Raw genomic sequence first — 18,532 nt, 5'->3', positions numbered from 1 at the left:
TCAACAGTTTACCGCAGGCCGGCGGCGCGCCGGCCGGGGGCGGCCTACGCGCGCGCGAAGCGGCGCCCGGCCAGCCAAGCCGCCCACGACGCGCGCAGCGGCAGCCGCGTCGTGCCCGCCTGCAGCACGGCGAGCGGATCCTCGGCCCTGGCCGCGGCCCGGAGGCGCCAGCGATCGGCACTCGCGCCCGCCGCGGCGAGCGGCCCGCTGCTGGTCGCATCGAGCGACGCGTATCGCCCGCGCAGGACCTCGAGCCAGTCGCGCAACGCCGCGGCCTGGGCGGGCGATGGGTGGGCGAGATCGCCGCGCGCGAGCCGGTGCCGCGCGAGCAGGTCGAGCGGCAGTGGCAGGCGCCCGTCGCGCAGCGCATCGGCGAGCGTCGCCGCCTCGCGCACCGCGCGCGAATTGGCGCGCACGCGCGCGATCGTCGCCGCATCGAGTGGCGGGAACAGGGCCGCCTCGAGCGCGGCGAGCGGGTGGTACAGCGCCGCGTAACCGTCGAGCAGCGCGGCCGCGTCCGCCGCGGGTTCGGGGTCGCGCTGCGCGAACGCGCCGACGACGACCGCGTGCCATTGCGCGAGCGGCACCGCGATGCCGCCCGGCCGGGTGGCGAGCGCGTGCGTGAGCGGATGGCGTGCACTGCCCTCGCGCATGCGCGTGAATTCCTCGGCCCACCATTGCAGCTTGAGCGCGGCCGGTTGCGCCTCGCGAATGCCGAACGCGGCGTGCTCGATCTCGTAGCCGATGCAGGCGAACGCCGCATACGCCGCTCGCAACGGCGCCGGCACGAAGCCGAGCGCGAGCCGGAACTCCGGATGCGCGCCTGCCCACTTCGCCTCGAAGCTCGCGAGCGGTACTTCGTGGAGGGCGTCGTTCATCAGCCGATGCCGAGCGCGTCCAGCAGGCCGGAGGGCCGATCGACGACGAGGTCGGCACCCCAGGCATGCGGGTCGCCGCCGTCGAGATAGCCCCACGCGGCGGCGACCGTGCGCGCGCCCGCGGCGCGTCCGGCGAGCACGTCGCGCAGGTCGTCGCCGATCATGACCGCCCTGGCCGGATCGATGCCGGCCTGCTCGCAGGCGAACAGCACGGGCGCAGGGTCGGGTTTGCGCACCGGCAGGCAGTCGCCGGTGACGAGCGCGGCTGCACCGCGATGGAACTGCATCTGCTCGAGCATCGGCCGCGCGAGCCAGCCCGGCTTGTTGGTGACGATGCCCCAGGTGATGCCGCGCGCCTCGAGCCGGTCGAGCACGTCGGCGACGCCGTCGTAGAGGCGCGTATGCACGGTCATCGCCACCGAGTAGATGTCGAGGAAACGCGGCAGCCACTGGTCGATCATCGCGTCGTCGGCGCCGGGCAGGCCCTGGCGCAGCATCGCGCGGCCGCCCGCGGAGACGACGCGGCGCACCGCCTGCGCATCCGGCGGCGGTGCGCCGAGTTCGGCGCACAACGCTTCGACCGCGGCGACGAGGTCGGGCGCGGAGTCGACGAGGGTGCCGTCGAGGTCGAAGAACAGCGCGCCGGGTACCACGGCGCTCACGCGGTCTTGGTCGCGCAGGCGAGATAGTTCACCGCGACGTTCGCGGTGAGCCACGCGCGCCGCGTGATCGGGTTGTAGGCGAGCCCGGAAAGATCCTCGAGCACGAGGCCGCTTGCGCGAAGCTCCGCGGCGATCTCGCTGGGTTTGAGGAATTGCCCGTACTGGTGGGTTCCGCGCGGCAGCAGGTGCAGCAGGTATTCCGCGCCGAGGATCGCGGCGCCGAATGCGAGCGGGGTGCGGTTGAGCGTGGAAAGGAACAGCTTGCCGCCGGGCGCGAGCAGGGTCGCGCAGGCGCGGATCACGCTGGCCGGGTCGGGCACGTGCTCGAGCATCTCCATGCAAGTGACGACATGGAACGCGCCCGGCATGTCCGCCGCGAGCGCCTCGACCGCGATCTCGCGGTAGTCGACCTCGACGCCGCTTTCGTGCAGGTGCAGGCGCGCGACGTCGAGCACGGCGGGCGCGAGGTCGATGGCGGTCACGTCCGCGCCAGCGCGTGCGAGCGCTTCGCTGAGCAGGCCGCCGCCGCAGCCGACATCGAGCGCGCGTGCGTTGCGCAGCGTGACGCGTTGGGCGACATAGGCGAGGCGCACGGGATTGAGGTCGTGCAGCGGTCGCGATTCCCCGTCGGGGTCCCACCAGCGCGAGGCGAGGCGATCGAATTTCGCGGTTTCGCCGCGATCGACGTTGGTCGAGGTCATGGTTGCATTCGCGATTCGAACATGGGCGCCATCATGCACTGGCCCGGTCGAGGCCGCGATGCTCGGACGAACTCCATTTCAGCCCGCCAGCCGCTCGCGCCAGCGCCGCGCCTTCTCGCGCACTTCGCCGAGGTCGATGTCGGGCAGCACGCGTTCGCGCAGCTTGCGCGCGCCGGCGATCCAGACGTCGCTGACCTGCTGACGCCCGGTCGCATAGACGAGCTGCGAGACGACGTTGTAGAGCGGCTGCGTCTCGATGTCGTCGAGGCGCACCGCGGCAAGGTCGGCCTGCTTGCCGGCCTCGATGCTGCCGATGCGCTCGCCCCAGCCGAGCGCGAGCGCGCCGCCCAGCGTCGCCGCGCGCAACGCGCTGGCGGCATCGAGCGCGCTCGCGTTTTCGGCGACCGCCTTGGCGAGCAGCGCGGCGGAGCGCATCTCGCCGAACATGTCGAGGTCGTTGTTGCTCGCGCAGCCGTCGGTACCGATCGCGAGCTTCACGCCGGCGCGGCGCAGCTTCTCGGCCGGGCAGAAGCCCGAGGCGAGCTTGAGGTTCGATTCCGGGCAGTGCACGACCGCGACGCCGGATTCGGCGCACTCGGCGATCTCGGCGTCGGTGAGCTGGGTCATGTGCACGGCGATGAGGTGGTCGTTGACGATGCCGAGCGCCTGCATGCGCGCGAACGGGCGCGCGCCACGCTCGCGCTTGGCCTCGTCGACCTCGTACGCGGTTTCGTGAAGGTGCAGGTGCACCGGCACGTCGAGCTGATCGGACAGCAACCGGATGCGCTCGAAGCTTTCGTCCGAGACGGTGTACGGCGCGTGCGGCGCGAAACTCGTGCCGAGCAGCGGCTCGCCGCGGAATTCGTCGTGCACGGCGAGGCCGCGGTCGAAGTACTCGTCGCGCGTCGCGGCCCATGCACTCGGGAATTCGATGATCGGCAGGCCCACCATCGCGCGGAAGCCGAGCCGGCGATAGGTCGCCGCCTGCACGTCGGGGAAGAAGTAGTTCTCGTTGCAGCAGGTGGTACCGCCGCGCAGCATCTCGGCGACCGCGAGCTCGATGCCGTCGCGGACGAATTCGGGGCCGATCGCCTTCGCTTCGGCCGGCCAGATGTGTTCTTGCAGCCAGCGCATCAGCGGCAGGTCGTCGGCGAGCCCGCGCATGAGCGTCATCGGGTTGTGCGTGTGCGCGTTGACGAGGCCGGGTATCAGCGCGTGTTCGTCGAGCACGACGACTTCGCGCGCCGCGTGGCGCGTGCGCGCCTCGGCGATCGGCAGCAGTGCGACGATCCGGCCCGCATCGACTGCGACCGCATGGTGCTCGAGCACGACGCCGTGGGGCTGGACCGGCACGACCCAGCGGGCTTCGATGAGGAGGTCGATGGACTGCATGGGGCTGACGGCTGAGGGCCTGGGGCTGAGAAGCACATCGGGCATGAGCAAGCCTGCTTTCCGGCCCTCAGCCCTCGCTTCACTTCACGCGCGACATGTACTCGCCGGTGCGCGTGTCGACCTTGATCTTCTCGCCCTGGCCGACGAACAGGGGTACGCGCACGACCGCGCCGGTTTCGAGCGTGGCCGGCTTGCCGCCACCGCCCGAGGTGTCGCCGCGCACGCCCGGGTCGGTTTCGGTGATCTCGAGCTCGACGAACACCGGCGGCGTCACCGTCAGCGGCGCGCCATTCCACAGCGTGACGATGCAGACCTCGTTGCCCTTGAGCCACTTCGACGCATCAGCAACCGCGCTCTTGTCGGCGGCGATCTGCTCGTGCGTATCCGGATGCATGAAGTGCCAGAACTCGCCGTCGGCGTAGAGGAACTCCATGTCCGTGTCCATCACGTCGGCGGCCTCGACCGAGTCGGTCGACTTCATCGTCATTTCGACCGTGCGGCCGGTCTTGAGGTTGCGGTACTTGACGCGCGTGAAGGCCTGGCCCTTGCCCGGCTTCACGTATTCGGTGTCGACGATCGTGCACGGATAGCCGTCGACGATGATCTTCTGGCCGTTCTTGACGTCGTTCATGCCATAGCTGGCCATGGGTCAACTCCTGCTTGGATGGTGTCGGGGCGCCGGACCGCCGAACGCGAGGCCGCCGGGACCTGGCACGATCGTCGGGGAAGGCGTTCGGCAAAACCGGTTAGAATGGCCGGTTCCTGCGAACGCATCGGACGTATCCGCCCATGATACCTGCTAACCGGCTGCCGGCGCAGCCCGTGCGCTGGCAGCAGCTCTGGCGCGAGGCCGTCACCGACCCGCGCGAACTGCTCGCCCTGCTCGGCCTCGCCGACCGGGCCGGCGAGCTGCTGCCCGCAGCCGATACCGGCTTCGCGCTGCGCGTGCCGCGCGGTTTCGTCGCGCGCATGCGCCATGGCGACCCGGCCGACCCGCTGCTGCGCCAGGTGCTGCCGCTGGCCGCCGAACTCGGCGAGGTGCCGGGTTTCACGCGCGACGCGGTCGGCGACCTGGCCGCACGCAGCGGCAACGGCGTGCTGCACAAATACGGCGGGCGCGCGCTGCTGATCGCGACCGGCTCGTGCGCGGTGCACTGCCGCTACTGTTTCCGTCGCCATTTTCCGTATACACAAGAAACCGCAGCGGCGAACCGCTGGAGCGAGGCGCTCGGGCACCTGCGGGGCGATCGTTCGATCGGCGAGGTGATCGTGTCGGGCGGCGACCCGCTGTCGCTGTCGACGGCGAAGCTGGCCGAACTCGGCGACGCGCTCGCGTCGATCCCGCACGTGCGGCGGCTGCGCATCCACACGCGCCTGCCGATCGTGCTGCCCGAGCGCGTCGATGACGAATTCCGGCACTGGCTGGCGGCGCTGCCGCTGCAGCGGGTCGTCGTGTTGCACGCCAACCATCCGGCAGAATTCGACGCGGCCGTCGACGCCGCCTGCGCCGGGCTGCGCGATGCCGGTGCCAGCCTGCTCAACCAGGCGGTGCTGCTGCGCGGGGTCAACGACGACGCCGACGTCCTCGCCGGGCTGTCCGAACGTGCATTCGCGGCCGGCGTGCTGCCCTACTACCTGCACCAGCTCGACCGGGTTGCCGGCGCTGCGCATTTCGAGGTCGCCGACGAGCACGCGCTGGCGCTCGTCGACGCGCTGCGACGGCGGCTGCCGGGTTACCTCGTCCCGCGCCTCGTGCGCGAAATCGCCGGAGAACCGTCCAAGACCCCGTTGTAAGCCTGTTGCAAGGAGGCGAACGGCCCATGGAAATGAATAGCCGAATCCGGTAAATAACACCCAGCCGTCCGTGGGCTCGCACCTCCGGAACTCCGTCGCGACGCGTGCCCCTGGCGCGGAGCCGGCAGGCCCCACCACCGCCGCACCCGATACACGCCCCGATGACCCGAGCCGACAACATCATCAAGCTGCTGCTCGTCGACGATTCCGTCGATGATGCCGAACAGACCATCAGCATCCTGCGCAACGGCGGCATCGCCGTGCGACCGGCGCGGGCGAGCAGCGAGGCGGAACTCGAGGCGGCGCTCGAACAGCAGACGCCGGACCTCATCATTGCCGATCTCGGCTGCAAGGACCTGCCGCTGCAGCGCGTGCACGAGCTGGCCGAGCGCGGCGGGCGCGACATCACGCTGATCGCCTGTGGCCGCGGCGTGACCGAGGCGGCGATCGTCAAGGCGTTCCGCGAGGGCGCGCGCGCGATGATGCTGCGCGACTCGCACGAACACGTACAGATGATCGTGCGGCGCGAGTTCGAGGCGCTGACGATGCGCCGCAACGTGCGCCGCCTCGAAGCGTCGCTGCGCGAATCGGAGCGGCGCTGCGAGGCCCTGCTCGATTCCTCGCGCGATCCGATCGCCTTCGTGCACGAAGGCATGCACGTGCGCGCGAACAAGGCCTACCTCGAGATGTTCGGCTTCGACGATTTCGAGGACGTGGAAGGCATGTCGATCCTCGACATGATCGCCTCGCAGGACGCCGACGATTTCAAGTCGCTGCTCAAGCGCCTGTCCAAGGGCGAGAAGCCGCCGCAGCGCCTCAATCTCAAGGCGCAGCGCTCGGACGGTTCGACCTTCGACGCGACGATGGAATTCACCGAGGCCAGTTACGAAGGCGAGCCCTGCCAGCAGATCACGTTCCGCCTGCAGACGGTCGATCCGAACCTGACGCAGGAACTGGAGGCGATGCGCCAGAAGGACCTCGTCACCGACCTGTACAACCGCCAGTACCTCATGACCCAGCTCGAGGAAGCGGTCGCCAAAGCCGCGAACGGCAAGGCCGACCAGGCGCTGCTGCTGCTCGAGCCCGACAACTTCAAGCAGGTCCTCGACACGGTCGGCCTCGGCAATGCCGACGTGCTCCTGGGCGACATGGCAACGATGCTGCGCCGGCATGCCGGTGAGGACCTCGTCGCCGGGCGCGTGTCCGAACACACCTTCGGCCTGCTGCTTCCCGCGCACGATGCCGAAGCGACGCGCAAGCTCGGCGAGAAGCTGCGCAACGCCTTCGGCGAGAAGATCTTCGAAGTGGGCAAGCAGTCGATCAGCCTGACCGTGAGCATCGGCGGTGCCCTGCTCGGCGAGAAGAATGCGAACGCGGCGACCGTGCTCAACAGCGCGATGACCGCGTTGCGCTCGTCGCAGAACGAAGGCGGCAACCGCCTCAACGTCACCGACCCGTCCGAGCAGGATAAGGCCGCGGTCGAGAGCACGCGGCGCTGGCTCGAGGCGATCGACCACGCGCTCGCGCACAACGGCTTCGTGCTGTACTACCAGCCGATCATCAGCCTGCACGGCGCCGAAGGCGACTACTACGAAATCCTGCTGCGCATGGCCGGGCCGAAGGGCGAGATCCCGCCGGCGCAGTTCCTGCCGATCGCCGAACGCAACGGCCGCATGCCGGCGATCGACCGCTGGGTCATCGCCAATGCGATCCGCGCGATCGCCGAGCGCGAACGCTCCGGCCACAAGACCACGTTCTTCGTGAAGCTCACGCCGCAGTCGCTCGAGGACCAGACCCTGTTGCCGTGGGTCGCGCAGCAGCTCAAGACGGCGCGACAGCGCGGCGACTCGCTCGTGTTCGAGATGCCCGAAAGCAAGGTCGTGACGAGCCTCAAGCCCGCGCGCGCATTCGCCAAGGGGCTCGAGCAGATCCACTGCGGCTTCGCGCTCGAGCAGTTCGGCTCGGGGCTCAATTCCTTCCAGTTGCTCAAGCACATCCCGGTCAATTACCTGAAGATCGACCGCAATTTCATGGCTGAGCTGCCCAAGCACAAGGAAAACCAGGAGAAGATCAAGGAGATCTGCGACCAGGCGCACCATGCAGGCAAGCTCACGGTGGCCGAGTTCGTCGAGGACGCGGCGAGCATGTCGATCCTCTTCAGCTGCGGCGTCAACTTCGTGCAGGGCAACTTCCTGCAGGAGCCGGAGAAGATCCTCAGCCACGCCGCGGCGTGAGGCGGAGGGCTGGCGCGCATCGCGGCTTTCACCGCCACCCGGAATACATGAAAAGGCCCGGATCTCCGGGCCTTTTTCGTGTCATTGCAATCGACGGGGAGCGGCTTCAGCCGCGACGCGTCGCGACGATCACGCAGCGGCGCGCAGCGCCGCGACGCGCTCGGCGATCGGCGGATGGCTCATGAACAGGCGCGCAATGCCGCCCTCACCCGAGATGCCGAACGCCTGGATCGCCTTCGGCAGCGTGCTCTCGCCATGGTTCGCGTCGAGGCGCTCGAGTGCGGAGATCATCGCCGCACGCCCTGCGAGGCGCGCGCCGCCCGCGTCGGCGCGGAACTCGCGCCAGCGCGAAAACGCCATCACGATCAGCGACGCGAGCAGGCCGAGCACGAGCTGCAGCACCATCACGATCGCGAAGTAGGCGAAACCGCCGCCACCGCCATCGCGGTTGCCGCTGATCGCACGATCGACGAGCGTGCCGATCACGCGCGCGAGGAAGATCACGAAGGTGTTGAGCACGCCCTGCAGCAACGCCATCGTCACCATGTCGCCATTCGCGACGTGGCTGATCTCGTGGCCGAGCACGGCATCGACCTGCTGGCGGTCCATGTTCTGCAGGAGCCCCGTGCTCACCGCGACGAGCGAGCTGTTCTTCGACATGCCGGTGGCGAACGCATTCATCTCCGGGCCGTCGTAGATCGCGACTTCGGGCATGCCGATGCCGGCCTTCTGCGCATGCGCGCGCACCGTGTCGACCAGCCACTGCTCGGTCGGGTTGCGCGGCTGGTCGATCACCTTGGCGCCGACCGACATCTTCGCGATCCACTTGGACATCGCGAGCGAGATGAAGGAGCCGCCCATGCCCATCACCGCGGCCATGATCAGCAGCCCCTGCAGGTCGAGGCCGCCGCGGCGGTAGGCGTAGACGTCCAGCCCGGTCAGCTTCACGACGATGGCCAGCAACGCCATCACCGCCAGGTTGGTCAGGACAAACAGTACGATGCGCAGCATGGCCTTCCTCGATGTCTTCCACGAACGAATATCGCGCCGGCGCCGCGAGGCGCGCGTCGCACGGGTGCCCTTGCGGGCGGCACGCCCCGGCGCCGCGGGAACCTCGAGCTCCCTCGAGCTTCCCAGATGGGGGCGCCCGCCGCGTTTGGAAGCCTATCGGTTTCGCGGCGCGGCGGGGAGTGCGCCTTGGACCACGAAATGCGCGCCGGGTTCGCCATGACTTCCGCGCGCGGCCGCTTCGCGCCGTCGCCGACCGGGCGCCTGCATTTCGGCTCGCTCGTCGCCGCGCTCGGCAGCTGGCTGTTCGCGCGTTCGGCGGGCGCGTCGTGGATCATCCGCGTCGAGGACCTCGACCGCGAGCGCGAGATGGAGGGCGCCGCCGGGGACATCCTCTCCACGCTCGATGCGTTCGGTCTGGCCAGCGACGAAGCGGTCGTGCGGCAGAGCGCGCGCACCGCGCTGTACGCCGACGCCCTCGCACGACTCGCGCGCGCGGGCCATGCCTACCGCTGCTGGTGCAGCCGCAGCGATCTCGAGCCCTTCGGCGGCATCCATCCGCCCGCCTGCGTCGCACCCGCGCGCGACCGCCCACCGGCCTGGCGGCTGCACGTGGGTTCCGCGCGGATCGGCTTCACCGACCGCGTGCAGGGCACGCAGCAACAGGACCTTCCGCGGGATGTCGGCGACTTCGTGATCTGGCGTGCCGACGGCGCGTGCGCCTACCAGCTCGCGGTCGTCGTCGACGATGCCGCGCAGGGCATCGGCGAGGTCGTGCGCGGCGCCGACCTGCTCGACTCGACGCCGCGGCAGATCCTGCTGCAGCGCCTGCTCGGCCTGCCGCAGCCCGCGTACGCGCACCTGCCGCTCGCGCTCGGCGCCGACGGCCGCAAGCTCAGCAAGCACGAGGCGGCGCTCGCCGTCGACGGACGCGAGCCGCTGCCCGCGCTGCACGCGGCGCTGCGCTTCCTCGGCCAGTCCGCGTCGACGGAACGCAATGTGCACATGTTATTGTCGCGGGCTGCGTGCGAGTTCGATGCCGCGCGCATCCCGCGCGCGGCGGCGGTGCCGCCGGCGTTTGCGGCGGCGCGCAATGCAACCGCGTGAGGCTCAGGCACAATCGTGTCGGGCGCCGCGCGCGCCTTCCCGCTCGACCCTTCGAAATGGAGTACACGTCATGACGGCACGCGTCGCCCTCGTCACCGGTGGCACCGGCGGTATCGGTACCGCCATCTGCAGACACCTTGCCCAGCTCGGCCACAGGGTCGCCACGAACTACCGCGACGAGGCGAAGGCGAAGGCGTGGCAGGACGCCCAGCGCAAGGAAGGCTTCGAGTTCGCGCTCGCCAAGGGCGACGTCGCCGACGCCGCGACCGCCGAAGCGATGGTGCGCGAGGTCGAGAAGCAACTCGGCCCGGTCGAGATCCTCGTCAACAATGCCGGCATCACGCGCGACACGACGTTCCACAAGATGACGGCGCTGCAGTGGCAGGAGGTCATCGCGACCAACCTCGGCTCGTGCTTCAACGTGACCCGGCCGGTCATCGACGGCATGCGCGAGCGCAAGTGGGGCCGCATCGTGCAGATCAGTTCGATCAACGGCCAGAAGGGCCAGTACGGCCAGGCCAACTACGCGGCCGCCAAGGCCGGCATGCACGGCTTCACGATCTCGCTCGCGCAGGAGAACGCGAAGTTCGGCATCACCGTGAACACCGTATCGCCGGGCTACGTCGGCACAGACATGGTGATGGCCGTGCCCGAGGACGTGCGCGCGAAGATCGTGGCGCAGATCCCGATCGGGCGCCTCGGCGAGCCCGACGAGATCGCCTATGCGGTCGGCTTCTTCGCCAACGACCAGGCACGCTGGATCACGGGAGCGAATCTCGCGATCAATGGCGGCCAGTACATGGGCTGGTAGTCCGCCCGGCCACGCGCTCGGGCCAGGGCAACTTGGCCCGTCGCTGGGTGCGGTGTCCAGGTCGGCGCTGCAAGCGCACCCCGGCAAATACGCCGTCATTCCCGCGAAAGCGGCAATCCATTGTGCTCTTGCTGTCGAGGCGTCGGACAACCTGGATTCCCGCTTTCCGGGACGACATTGGAGCCGAAGGCGCTGCGTCCCGGCGTTCGCCGGGACGACGATGACGGCATGCATCGACTGCGCGTGCGCAACGAGCCACGGTTCGGCGCCGCCGCAGCGCCGGCGGGGTGCGCCGAGGCCCACCAGCGCCCCGCGGTTCCAAGTCCCGCCCCACGCCGCGCGCCGTGGCCGGACACGCAGGGCCGCGCCTTTGCTGCGCAACATCCCCAACTGGTGCGCCGCATCACATTCTGCTAGCGTTGGCCGATGACCACGCCCCGCATCATCAAGAAATATCCGAACCGTCGCCTGTACGACACGGAGATCTCGAGCTACATCACGCTCGAGGAGATCCGCCAGCTCGTGCTCGACGACGAGGAGTTCGAGGTCCGCGACGCCAAGACCGGCGAGAACCTGACCCGCTCGGTGCTGCTGCAGATCATCGCGGAGTACGAGGAACGCGGCCAGCCGATGTTCACGACCAAGCTGCTGTCGCAGATCATCCGCTTCTACGGCGATTCGCTGCAGGGTTTCATGGGCGGCTACCTCGAACGCAGCCTGCAGGTGTTCCTCGACCAGCAGCAGCAGTTCCGCAGCCAACTCAACAACATGCTCGGCCAGGGACCGTGGTCGATGCTCAACGACCTGACCGAGCGCAACATGGACATGTGGAAGTCCCTGCAACAGGGCTTCCTCACCGCCGCAGCGAACAGCGTGCGCGGCGCTCAGGACGCGAACAAGAAGAAGGAAGGCAAGTCCTGACCTGACACCGCCTTGCCGGCACGCGGCAGGGCGACGCATCGCAGCATTTTCGCGCGGCAGCCGATGCCGCATTGCACGATCCAGGGGTTTTTCCATGAGCAAACGCGTTGCCGTCGTCACGGGCGGCATTGGTGGACTCGGCAGCGAGATCTGCAAGTACCTCGCGCGTGCGGGCCGTCAGGTCATCGCCGCCGATCTCTCCTCGCGCAGCGAACGGGTCGAGGCGTTTCGCGCCGAAATGGCCGGCTTCGACGGCGCGATCGCCTTCGAACCGCTCAACGTCGCCGACCATGCCGGCTGTGCCGCATTCGCCGAGCGCATTGCCGCGCAGTACGGCCCGATCGCGATCCTCGTCAACGCGGCCGGCATCACGCGCGACACGTCGCTGCGCAAGATGAGCGCCGAGCAGTGGGGCGACGTGCTGCGCGTCAATCTCGACGGCGTGTTCAACATGTGCCGCCCCGTCGTCGACGGCATGACCGCGCAGGGCTTCGGCCGCATCGTCAACATCTCGTCGGTGAATGGCCAGACCGGCCAGTTCGGCCAGACCAACTACTCCGCCGCGAAAGCGGGCATGCACGGCTTCACGATGGCGCTCGCACGCGAAGTCGCGAAGAAGGGCGTGACCGTCAACAGCGTTTCGCCCGGCTACTGCAACACCGCGATGGTGCAGGCGGTGCCCGAAGAGATCCGCAACCAGATCATCGCGAACATCCCGGTCGGCCGCCTCGGCGAACCGCGCGAGATCGCGCGCACGGTCGAGTTCCTCACCGCGGACGACGCGGGCTTCATCACCGGCGCGAACATCCCGGTGAACGGCGGCTACTTCATGGATTTCTGAAGTTCTCGGTCGCGCCGCTCCGCATGCGCCTCGCGCCGGAACGCGCGACGCATGCGGCAGCCCACTCCGCTGTCGAGACCCTCAGTAGTCGTAGCCGTCGATGTAGATGAAGTCGTCGGGCGTGCGCTCGCAGTCGTAGCTGACCGTCATCGGGTCCCCCGCTTCGACCACGTCGAAGTCGGTCGGGCGCAGGCCGTACAGCGAGTGCGAGTCGATGGCGACGTCGGCATCGTCCCACTTGTGCGTCGTGAAGCGGTCCGACTCCGCGGTCAGCGGCACGCCACCGCCGTCGGAGAGGAACATGCCGTACTTCTGCAACGTGCGCAGCAGCACGCGCACCGACTCGTTGGTGCTGAACGCATCGATGTTGAACGACTGCTTGAGCTTGAGGCGCGAGCCGTACGGCACCGCGTTCGGGTCGTTGTCGGACGTGGTGAACGTGCCGTGCGACGCCGGATGCACGTACTTGTCGTTCGCCATGCGGTTGTTGCCGAGGATGAAGCGGATCGCATGACCGAGGTCGCCGTGCGCCTGGGCCGCGGCCCACACCTCGTCGGCGTTGAACAGCAGCGGCGCGATCGGGAAGCCTGCGCCGTCGGCGCTCGTGCAGTGCTCGCCGCGGCCATGGCGCGGATAGACCTTGGCGAGATCCCAGCGCAGGCCGCAGATCGCGTGCACGCCGGTCGCGTCGGCCGACTCGGTCGCGTAGGCCTCGTAGAGGATGTTGCTCGCGTCGTTGACGACGAGCAGGTGGCAGTCCTCGCCGCCCGCGTCGCACGCGTACGCGGGCGGATCGGTGCCTTCGATGCCGCCGCCCGCAGGCACCGGGAACGGCAGGCCGGGCGCGTCGCAGTCGGGGCTGTAGTAGTCGTCCTGCGACGGCCAGGCGACGATCGGTCGCGTCGGCGTCAATGCGTTCGCGTGCAGCACGTAGAACGAGAAATCGATGTGGAAGTCGAAGTCGCGGTCGTCGCCCCAGCCGTGCGGCGAGAACGCCGCGAGGTGCGTCATCATCTGGGCCGAATTCGAGCGCAGCGTCGCATGGCTGACGTCGACGTTCCAGATCGCGTTCGGCTGCGTGAAACGCGGTAGCGGCGCCGCCGGCGCCAGGGCCGGCAACACCGTCAGCAAACAGGCCAGCGTGATCGATCGGCGCATCGGACTCCCTCCCTTCGGCGACGGCGCATCCTCGCGCGCACGCGCGCGGATTTCCGCGCACTGCGTCGCAACGGAAGGACTACCAGACGAGGTCGGCGGGAATGTCGTCTTCCTGCGCGGACGCGTGCGGATCGCACAGCAGCACCAGCGCGTCGGGGTCGATCGCTTGCGCGGCGAGACCCGTTTCGCGGCTCACGAGGAGGTACCGGCCAGCCAGCTGCACGACCGCGAGTTCGCCGCCGTTGAGGCGCGGCAACTGCTCGGCGGTGACGTAGATGCGGCGGATCTTGTTCGCGTGCGGGAAATGGCGCGGGATTTCCGCATTCGCGTCGTTGAATGCGACGCCCTGCCCCTGCAGCAACGCAGTGAGCTTCTGCTTGCGCTCGCGCTTCTCGCGCGCACGCTGCTCCGCCTCGCGCTGCTCGCGCTCGCGCTGTTCGCGTTCGGTGCGGTCGCGCAGCGCGTAGGCCTTGGCGAGGTCGATCTCGCCCCGCTCGCGCGGCGGCGACGACGGCTTGCCCGCATGGCCACGCCCCGGTTTTCCGGACGGCTTTCCCTGCGGCCGCACGTTCGGCTGCCCCTGCGGCCTGCCCTGCCCTGGCCGCTGCTGCGGCTTCGGACGGATCTCCACTTTCGGCGGGGCAAAGCCGGCCTTCAACAACTGGTCACGCAAAGAATCGGACATGACTCGGACACTCGAAACAGGAACGGAGCATGGTCATCAGGCGCATCGTGCATCTTCATTGAAAGTGCGGCCATGGATAGCCGCTTCTGGAATCCATCCAAGCCAGCGCATCCAAGCACCCGAGTCCTACCGACAAGCAGCGATCAAGGACGATCGCACAAGCTTCCTTGAAAGTGCAGCCATGGATGGCCGCTTCTGGAATCCATCCACGCCAGCGCATCCAAGCACCCGAGTCTACCGACAAGCAGCGATCAAGGACGATCGCACAAGCTTCCTTGAAAGTGCGGCCATGGATGGTCGCTTCTGGAATCCATCCACGCCAGCGCATCCAAGCACCCGAGTCCTACCGACAAGCAGCGATCAAGGATCGATCGCACAAGCTTCCTTGAAAGTGCGGCCATGGATGGCCGCTTCTGGAATCCATCCACGCCAGCGCATCCAAGCACGCGAGTCCTACCGACAAGCAGCGATCATGGATGGTCGCACTAGTAATGCGGCGGTGGGGGCTCATCCTGCGCCGCCTGTCCCAACGTGCCACGCACCGCCTGCAGGTCGATGCGCAGCGCGTCGAGCGCGTTGCGCAGCGCGTGCAGCTGGCGATCGTGTGCCGCAACCGTGTCGCTCAGCGCGACGATCGTGTCGTCGACGAACGACAGGCGCACTTCGAGCTCCGTCAGGCGTTCCTCGAGCGAGTCGGCCATGGCTTATCCGGGCAGTTTCTCGATCAGGTGGCGGCCGTGGCGCGCGCCGTTCGCGCCATTCGCCTCGCGCTCGGCGAGGGCGAGGTCGGCCGCGGCCATCTCGCGCACGAGCTCGGCGAAACTCGTCTTCGGCGTCCAGCCGAGGCGCTCACGCGCGAACGTCGGGTCGCCGAGCAGCGTCTCGACCTCGGCCGGGCGGTAGTACTGCGGGTGGATGCGCACGACGACGTCGCCGGCCTTCAGCTTGAGCTTCGCATTCGAGACCTTGGCGACGATCGCGTGTTCGTCCGCGCCGCTGCCGCGGAACTCGAGCTCGAGCCCCATCTCGCGCGCGGCGAGCACGACGAACTCGCGTACCGAATGCTGCAGGCCGGTCGCGATCACGTAGTCGGCCGGCTGGTCCTGCTGCAGGATCAGCCACTGCGCCTCGACGTAGTCGCGCGCATGGCCCCAGTCGCGCTTCGCTTCGAGGTTGCCGAGGTAGAGGCAGTGCTGCAGGCCGCAGGCGACGCGCGCGAGGCCGCGCGTGATCTTGCGCGTGACGAACGTCTCGCCGCGGATCGGCGATTCGTGGTTGAACAGGATGCCGTTGCAACCGTAGATGCCGTACGCCTCGCGGTAGTTGACGGTGATCCAGTACGCGTACAGCTTCGCCACGCCATACGGCGAGCGCGGATGGAACGGCGTCGATTCGCGCTGCGGGGTTTCCCGCACGAGGCCGTAGAGCTCCGAGGTGGACGCCTGGTAGAAGCGGCAGCGGTCGCCGAGGCCGAGGCTGCGCATCGCCTCGAGCACGCGCAGCGTGCCGATGCCGTCCGCGTTCGCTGTGTACTCCGGCTCCTCGAACGACACCGCGACGTGGCTCTGCGCGGCGAGGTTGTAGATCTCGTCCGGCTTCACCTGCTGGATCACGCGCAGCAGGCTCAGCGAATCGGTGAGGTCGCCGTAGTGCAGGTGCACGCCGGGACGCGTGTCGTCCAGTTCATGATGCAGGTGGTCGATGCGCTCGCTGTTGAACGACGAAGCGCGGCGCTTGAGCCCGTGCACTTCGTAACCCTTGGCGAGCAGCAGTTCGGCGAGGTACGCCCCGTCCTGCCCCGTGATGCCGGTGACCAGCGCTCGTTTCTTTTCCATTGACCTTGAATGTGAATTCCACAAGCGGGCGATGGTAGCGCAAAAGCCGAGGCGCAAGCGCCGCGGCCGTGCTCAGGGCGCGATGATGCTGCGGCCGCGGCCGATGCCGTAGTAGGCGAGACCCGCGCCCTCGACCGCCTTCGGTTCGAAGATGTTGCGGCCGTCGAACACGACCGCGTCCTTGAGCGAAGTGCGGATGCGCTCGAAATCCGGGCTGCGGAACGCCTTCCATTCGGTCACGATCACCAGCGCGTCGGCGCCTTCGAGTGCGGCGTACTGCTGGTCGCACAACACGAGGTCGGCGCGCTCGCCGTAGATGCGCCGGGTTTCGTCCGACGCCTCCGGGTCGTATGCGCGCACGCTCGCACCGGCCGCCCACAGCTGCTCGAGCAGCGTGCGGCTCGGCGCCTCGCGCATGTCGTCGGTGTTCGGCTTGAACGCGAGGCCCCACAACGCGATCGTGCGGCCGCGCAGCGCGCCGCCGAAATGGCGCTCGACGAGCGAGAAGAGCTTGCGCTTCTGCGCCGCATTCACGGCTTCGACCGCACTGAGCAGGCGCGGCTCGTACGCATGCGCCCGCGCGGTGTGCTCGAGCGCCTTGACGTCCTTCGGGAAGCACGAGCCGCCGTAACCGGCGCCCGGATAGATGAAGTGGTAGCCGATGCGCGGGTCGGAGCCGATGCCCTTGCGCACCTGCTCGACGTCGGCGCCGACCTGCTCGGCGATGTTCGCGATCTCGTTCATGAAACTGATCTTGGTCGCGAGCATCGCGTTGGCGGCGTACTTGGTCAGCTCGGCCGAGCGCACGTCCATGAGGACGAAGCGCTCGTGGTTGCGGTTGAACGGCGCATACAGCGCCTTCAGGGGTTCGACCGCGCGCGCGCTGTCGGCGCCGATGACGATGCGGTCGGGCCGCAGGCAGTCCTGCACCGCGTCGCCTTCCTTGAGGAATTCCGGGTTGGAAACGACGTCGAATTCGACCGCCACGCCGCGCGCGGAGAGTTCCGCGGCGATCGCCGCGCGCACCGCGTCGGCGGTGCCGACCGGCACGGTCGACTTGTTGACGACGACCGCGTGGCGCGAGAGGTTCGCGCCGATCGTGCGGGCGACGGTGATGACGTGGCTGAGATCGGCGCTGCCGTCCTCGTCCGGCGGCGTGCCGACCGCGATGAAGATGATCTGCGCATGCGCGATCGCGCTCGCCGCGTCCGTGCTGAAGCGCAGGTGCCCGCTCGCATGGTTGGCGCGCACGAGCGGCTCGAGGCCGGGCTCGTAGATCGGTACCTCGCCGCGCTGGAGGCGCGCGATCTTGTTGGCGTCGACGTCGACGCAGACGACGTCGTTGCCGACTTCCGCCAGGCAGGTGCCGGTGACGAGGCCTACGTAGCCGGTTCCGAAGATCGTGACGCGCATGCGGCCTTCCTATCTTGGTGGCACGCGGGGAGCGGAGTCGGAAGGGACCTGCCGGGCCACCCGGCTTCGCCAAGCGGACAAGCCCACTTCGAAGCCGATTCCCGCGGCGCCGGGCGGGGGATTTTATCAGGGCGCGCCGTTCGCCCGGCAACGCGGTCGCCGCGCAACAAACGCGAAAGGCGCGCCGGTTCGCGGCGCGCCTTTCGTCCGGTTGCGGCGACTTACTTCTTGTCGGCCGGCTTGGTCGCGGCCTTGTCGGCCTTCGGAGCCGCCTTCATCGCGGCACCCGGCTTCGCGTCGCCGGCCTTCTCGGCCTTCTCGCCGGCCTTTTCGATGTCGAGCAGTTCGACTTCGAAGATCAGCGTCGCGTTCGGGCCGATCTGGCCCGGGCCGTTCTCGCCGTAGGCGAGTTCGGCCGGCACGAACAGCTTGTACTTCGAACCGACCGGCATCAGCTGCAGGCCTTCGCTCCAGCCCTTGATCACGCCGTTGAGCGGGAAGGTCGCCGGCTGGCCGCGGTCGTAGGAGCTGTCGAACTTCGTGCCGTCGATCTTCGTGCCGAGGTAGTTCACCTTGACCTTGTCGGTCGCCTTCGGCTTGGCGCCGGTGCCTTCCTTCTCGACCATGTACTGCAGGCCCGAAGCGGTCGTCTTCACGCCCGGCTTGGACTTGTTCGACGCGAGGAACGCCTCGCCTTCCTTCTTGTTCTTGTCCGCGGCGGCCTTCTGTTCGGCGACGCGCTTGGCCTGCAGGGTCTTCATGAACTCCTGGCGGACCTGCAGCGCCTCTTCCTGCGTCAGCGAGGTCTTCTCGCCCTTGAGCGTCGCTTCGAGCGCCTGCTCGACGATCTTGACGTCGATGTCGTCCTTGATCTGCGTGAGGCCGCGACCGACGTCCATGCCGACCATCGTGCTGATGGTGTTCTTGTCGACCTTGACGGTCGGAGCGGGCTTCGCATCCGCCTTGGGCGCGTCCTTGTCCTGCGCGATCGCGCCGATCGCGAAACTGGCCGCGAGGGCGGCAACGAGGGTCTTCTGCACGAAACGCGTCATGTCTGCTCCTGAAGGTTTGCGATTGTCTAGCCGGTGAGTG

General features: G+C 68.5%; 18 protein-coding genes. 6 read left to right on the top strand and 12 right to left on the bottom strand.

Features of this window, described 5'->3' with window-relative positions:
* Positions 1 to 44: 44 nt before the first annotated feature.
* The 5 genes from ACTHK2_RS12695 to efp all read right to left on the bottom strand — a co-directional run bounded on the left by ACTHK2_RS12695 (position 45) and on the right by efp (position 4,279).
* A complete protein-coding gene (locus ACTHK2_RS12695) occupies positions 45 to 878 on the bottom strand; it encodes a hypothetical protein (protein WP_440246089.1) in 834 nt (277 codons plus the stop codon).
* Positions 878 to 1,540 (bottom strand): HAD-IA family hydrolase, encoded by a 663-nt coding sequence (locus tag ACTHK2_RS12690; RefSeq protein WP_440246088.1) that lies wholly within the window; start codon positions 1,538 to 1,540, stop codon positions 878 to 880. The genes ACTHK2_RS12695 and ACTHK2_RS12690 overlap by 1 nt, the downstream gene beginning before the upstream one ends.
* Positions 1,537 to 2,241, bottom strand: a complete 705-nt coding sequence (ubiG, locus tag ACTHK2_RS12685) for a bifunctional 2-polyprenyl-6-hydroxyphenol methylase/3-demethylubiquinol 3-O-methyltransferase UbiG (protein ID WP_440246087.1) — start codon at positions 2,239 to 2,241, stop codon at positions 1,537 to 1,539. Before ubiG ends, ACTHK2_RS12690 begins: the two co-directional genes overlap by 4 nt.
* Positions 2,242 to 2,319: 78 nt before the next feature.
* Positions 2,320 to 3,633, bottom strand: a complete 1,314-nt coding sequence (locus ACTHK2_RS12680) for a TRZ/ATZ family hydrolase (RefSeq protein ID WP_440246086.1) — start codon at positions 3,631 to 3,633, stop codon at positions 2,320 to 2,322.
* Between the two features lie 79 nt (positions 3,634 to 3,712).
* A complete protein-coding gene (efp, locus tag ACTHK2_RS12675) occupies positions 3,713 to 4,279 on the bottom strand; it encodes an elongation factor P (RefSeq protein ID WP_440246085.1) in 567 nt (188 codons plus the stop codon).
* A 143-nt stretch (positions 4,280 to 4,422) separates the two neighbouring features.
* Between efp and epmB the strand changes: the two genes are divergently transcribed.
* The gene (gene epmB, locus ACTHK2_RS12670; protein WP_440246084.1) at positions 4,423 to 5,427 is read left to right on the top strand and encodes an EF-P beta-lysylation protein EpmB; all 1,005 of its coding nucleotides are present in this window, start codon (positions 4,423 to 4,425) and stop codon (positions 5,425 to 5,427) included.
* Positions 5,428 to 5,588: 161 nt separating this feature from the next.
* Positions 5,589 to 7,661 (top strand): EAL domain-containing protein, encoded by a 2,073-nt coding sequence (locus ACTHK2_RS12665; protein ID WP_440246083.1) that lies wholly within the window; start codon positions 5,589 to 5,591, stop codon positions 7,659 to 7,661.
* A gap of 129 nt (positions 7,662 to 7,790) precedes the next feature.
* Here ACTHK2_RS12665 and htpX read toward each other — a convergent pair whose 3' ends face one another.
* On the bottom strand, positions 7,791 to 8,672 hold the full coding sequence (gene htpX, locus ACTHK2_RS12660; RefSeq protein ID WP_440246082.1) for a protease HtpX: 882 nt from the start codon (positions 8,670 to 8,672) through the stop codon (positions 7,791 to 7,793).
* A 216-nt stretch (positions 8,673 to 8,888) separates the two neighbouring features.
* Here htpX and gluQRS point away from each other — a divergent pair, with 216 nt between their 5' ends.
* The 4 genes from gluQRS (at position 8,889) to phbB (ACTHK2_RS12640) (ending at position 12,349) form a co-directional block, all read left to right on the top strand.
* Entirely contained in the window at positions 8,889 to 9,776 is an 888-nt protein-coding gene (gene gluQRS, locus ACTHK2_RS12655) for a tRNA glutamyl-Q(34) synthetase GluQRS (RefSeq protein ID WP_440246081.1), read from the top strand.
* 70 nt (positions 9,777 to 9,846) lie between these two features.
* Complete coding sequence (phbB, locus tag ACTHK2_RS12650; protein WP_440246080.1) at positions 9,847 to 10,587, top strand: acetoacetyl-CoA reductase; 741 nt, start codon at positions 9,847 to 9,849, stop codon at positions 10,585 to 10,587.
* Between the two features lie 426 nt (positions 10,588 to 11,013).
* A complete protein-coding gene (phaR, locus tag ACTHK2_RS12645; RefSeq protein WP_440246079.1) occupies positions 11,014 to 11,508 on the top strand; it encodes a polyhydroxyalkanoate synthesis repressor PhaR in 495 nt (164 codons plus the stop codon).
* Between the two features lie 94 nt (positions 11,509 to 11,602).
* Complete coding sequence (phbB, locus tag ACTHK2_RS12640) at positions 11,603 to 12,349, top strand: acetoacetyl-CoA reductase (protein WP_440246078.1); 747 nt, start codon at positions 11,603 to 11,605, stop codon at positions 12,347 to 12,349.
* Between the two features lie 81 nt (positions 12,350 to 12,430).
* On the opposite strand, the gene ACTHK2_RS12635 is transcribed toward phbB (ACTHK2_RS12640), so the two are convergent.
* From ACTHK2_RS12635 to ACTHK2_RS12610, 6 genes are all read right to left on the bottom strand, one after another.
* The gene (locus ACTHK2_RS12635; protein WP_440246077.1) at positions 12,431 to 13,507 is read right to left on the bottom strand and encodes a hypothetical protein; all 1,077 of its coding nucleotides are present in this window, start codon (positions 13,505 to 13,507) and stop codon (positions 12,431 to 12,433) included.
* Positions 13,508 to 13,586: 79 nt separating this feature from the next.
* The gene (locus tag ACTHK2_RS12630; RefSeq protein WP_440246076.1) at positions 13,587 to 14,192 is read right to left on the bottom strand and encodes a DUF2058 family protein; all 606 of its coding nucleotides are present in this window, start codon (positions 14,190 to 14,192) and stop codon (positions 13,587 to 13,589) included.
* Positions 14,193 to 14,677: 485 nt separating this feature from the next.
* The gene (locus ACTHK2_RS12625; RefSeq protein WP_440246075.1) at positions 14,678 to 14,893 is read right to left on the bottom strand and encodes a SlyX family protein; all 216 of its coding nucleotides are present in this window, start codon (positions 14,891 to 14,893) and stop codon (positions 14,678 to 14,680) included.
* Between the two features lie 3 nt (positions 14,894 to 14,896).
* Positions 14,897 to 16,027, bottom strand: a complete 1,131-nt coding sequence (gene gmd / locus ACTHK2_RS12620) for a GDP-mannose 4,6-dehydratase (protein ID WP_440246074.1) — start codon at positions 16,025 to 16,027, stop codon at positions 14,897 to 14,899.
* Between the two features lie 72 nt (positions 16,028 to 16,099).
* Positions 16,100 to 17,440, bottom strand: coding sequence for a UDP-glucose dehydrogenase family protein (locus ACTHK2_RS12615; protein WP_440246073.1), 1,341 nt, complete (start codon positions 17,438 to 17,440; stop codon positions 16,100 to 16,102).
* Between the two features lie 221 nt (positions 17,441 to 17,661).
* Entirely contained in the window at positions 17,662 to 18,492 is an 831-nt protein-coding gene (locus ACTHK2_RS12610) for an FKBP-type peptidyl-prolyl cis-trans isomerase (RefSeq protein ID WP_440246072.1), read from the bottom strand.
* Positions 18,493 to 18,532 lie beyond the last annotated feature (40 nt).

The sequence above is a fragment of the Dokdonella sp. genome, assembly GCF_051958935.1.
GTDB lineage: Bacteria > Pseudomonadota > Gammaproteobacteria > Xanthomonadales > Rhodanobacteraceae > Dokdonella_A.
This window is presented reverse-complemented; position numbering and strand designations above follow the sequence as displayed.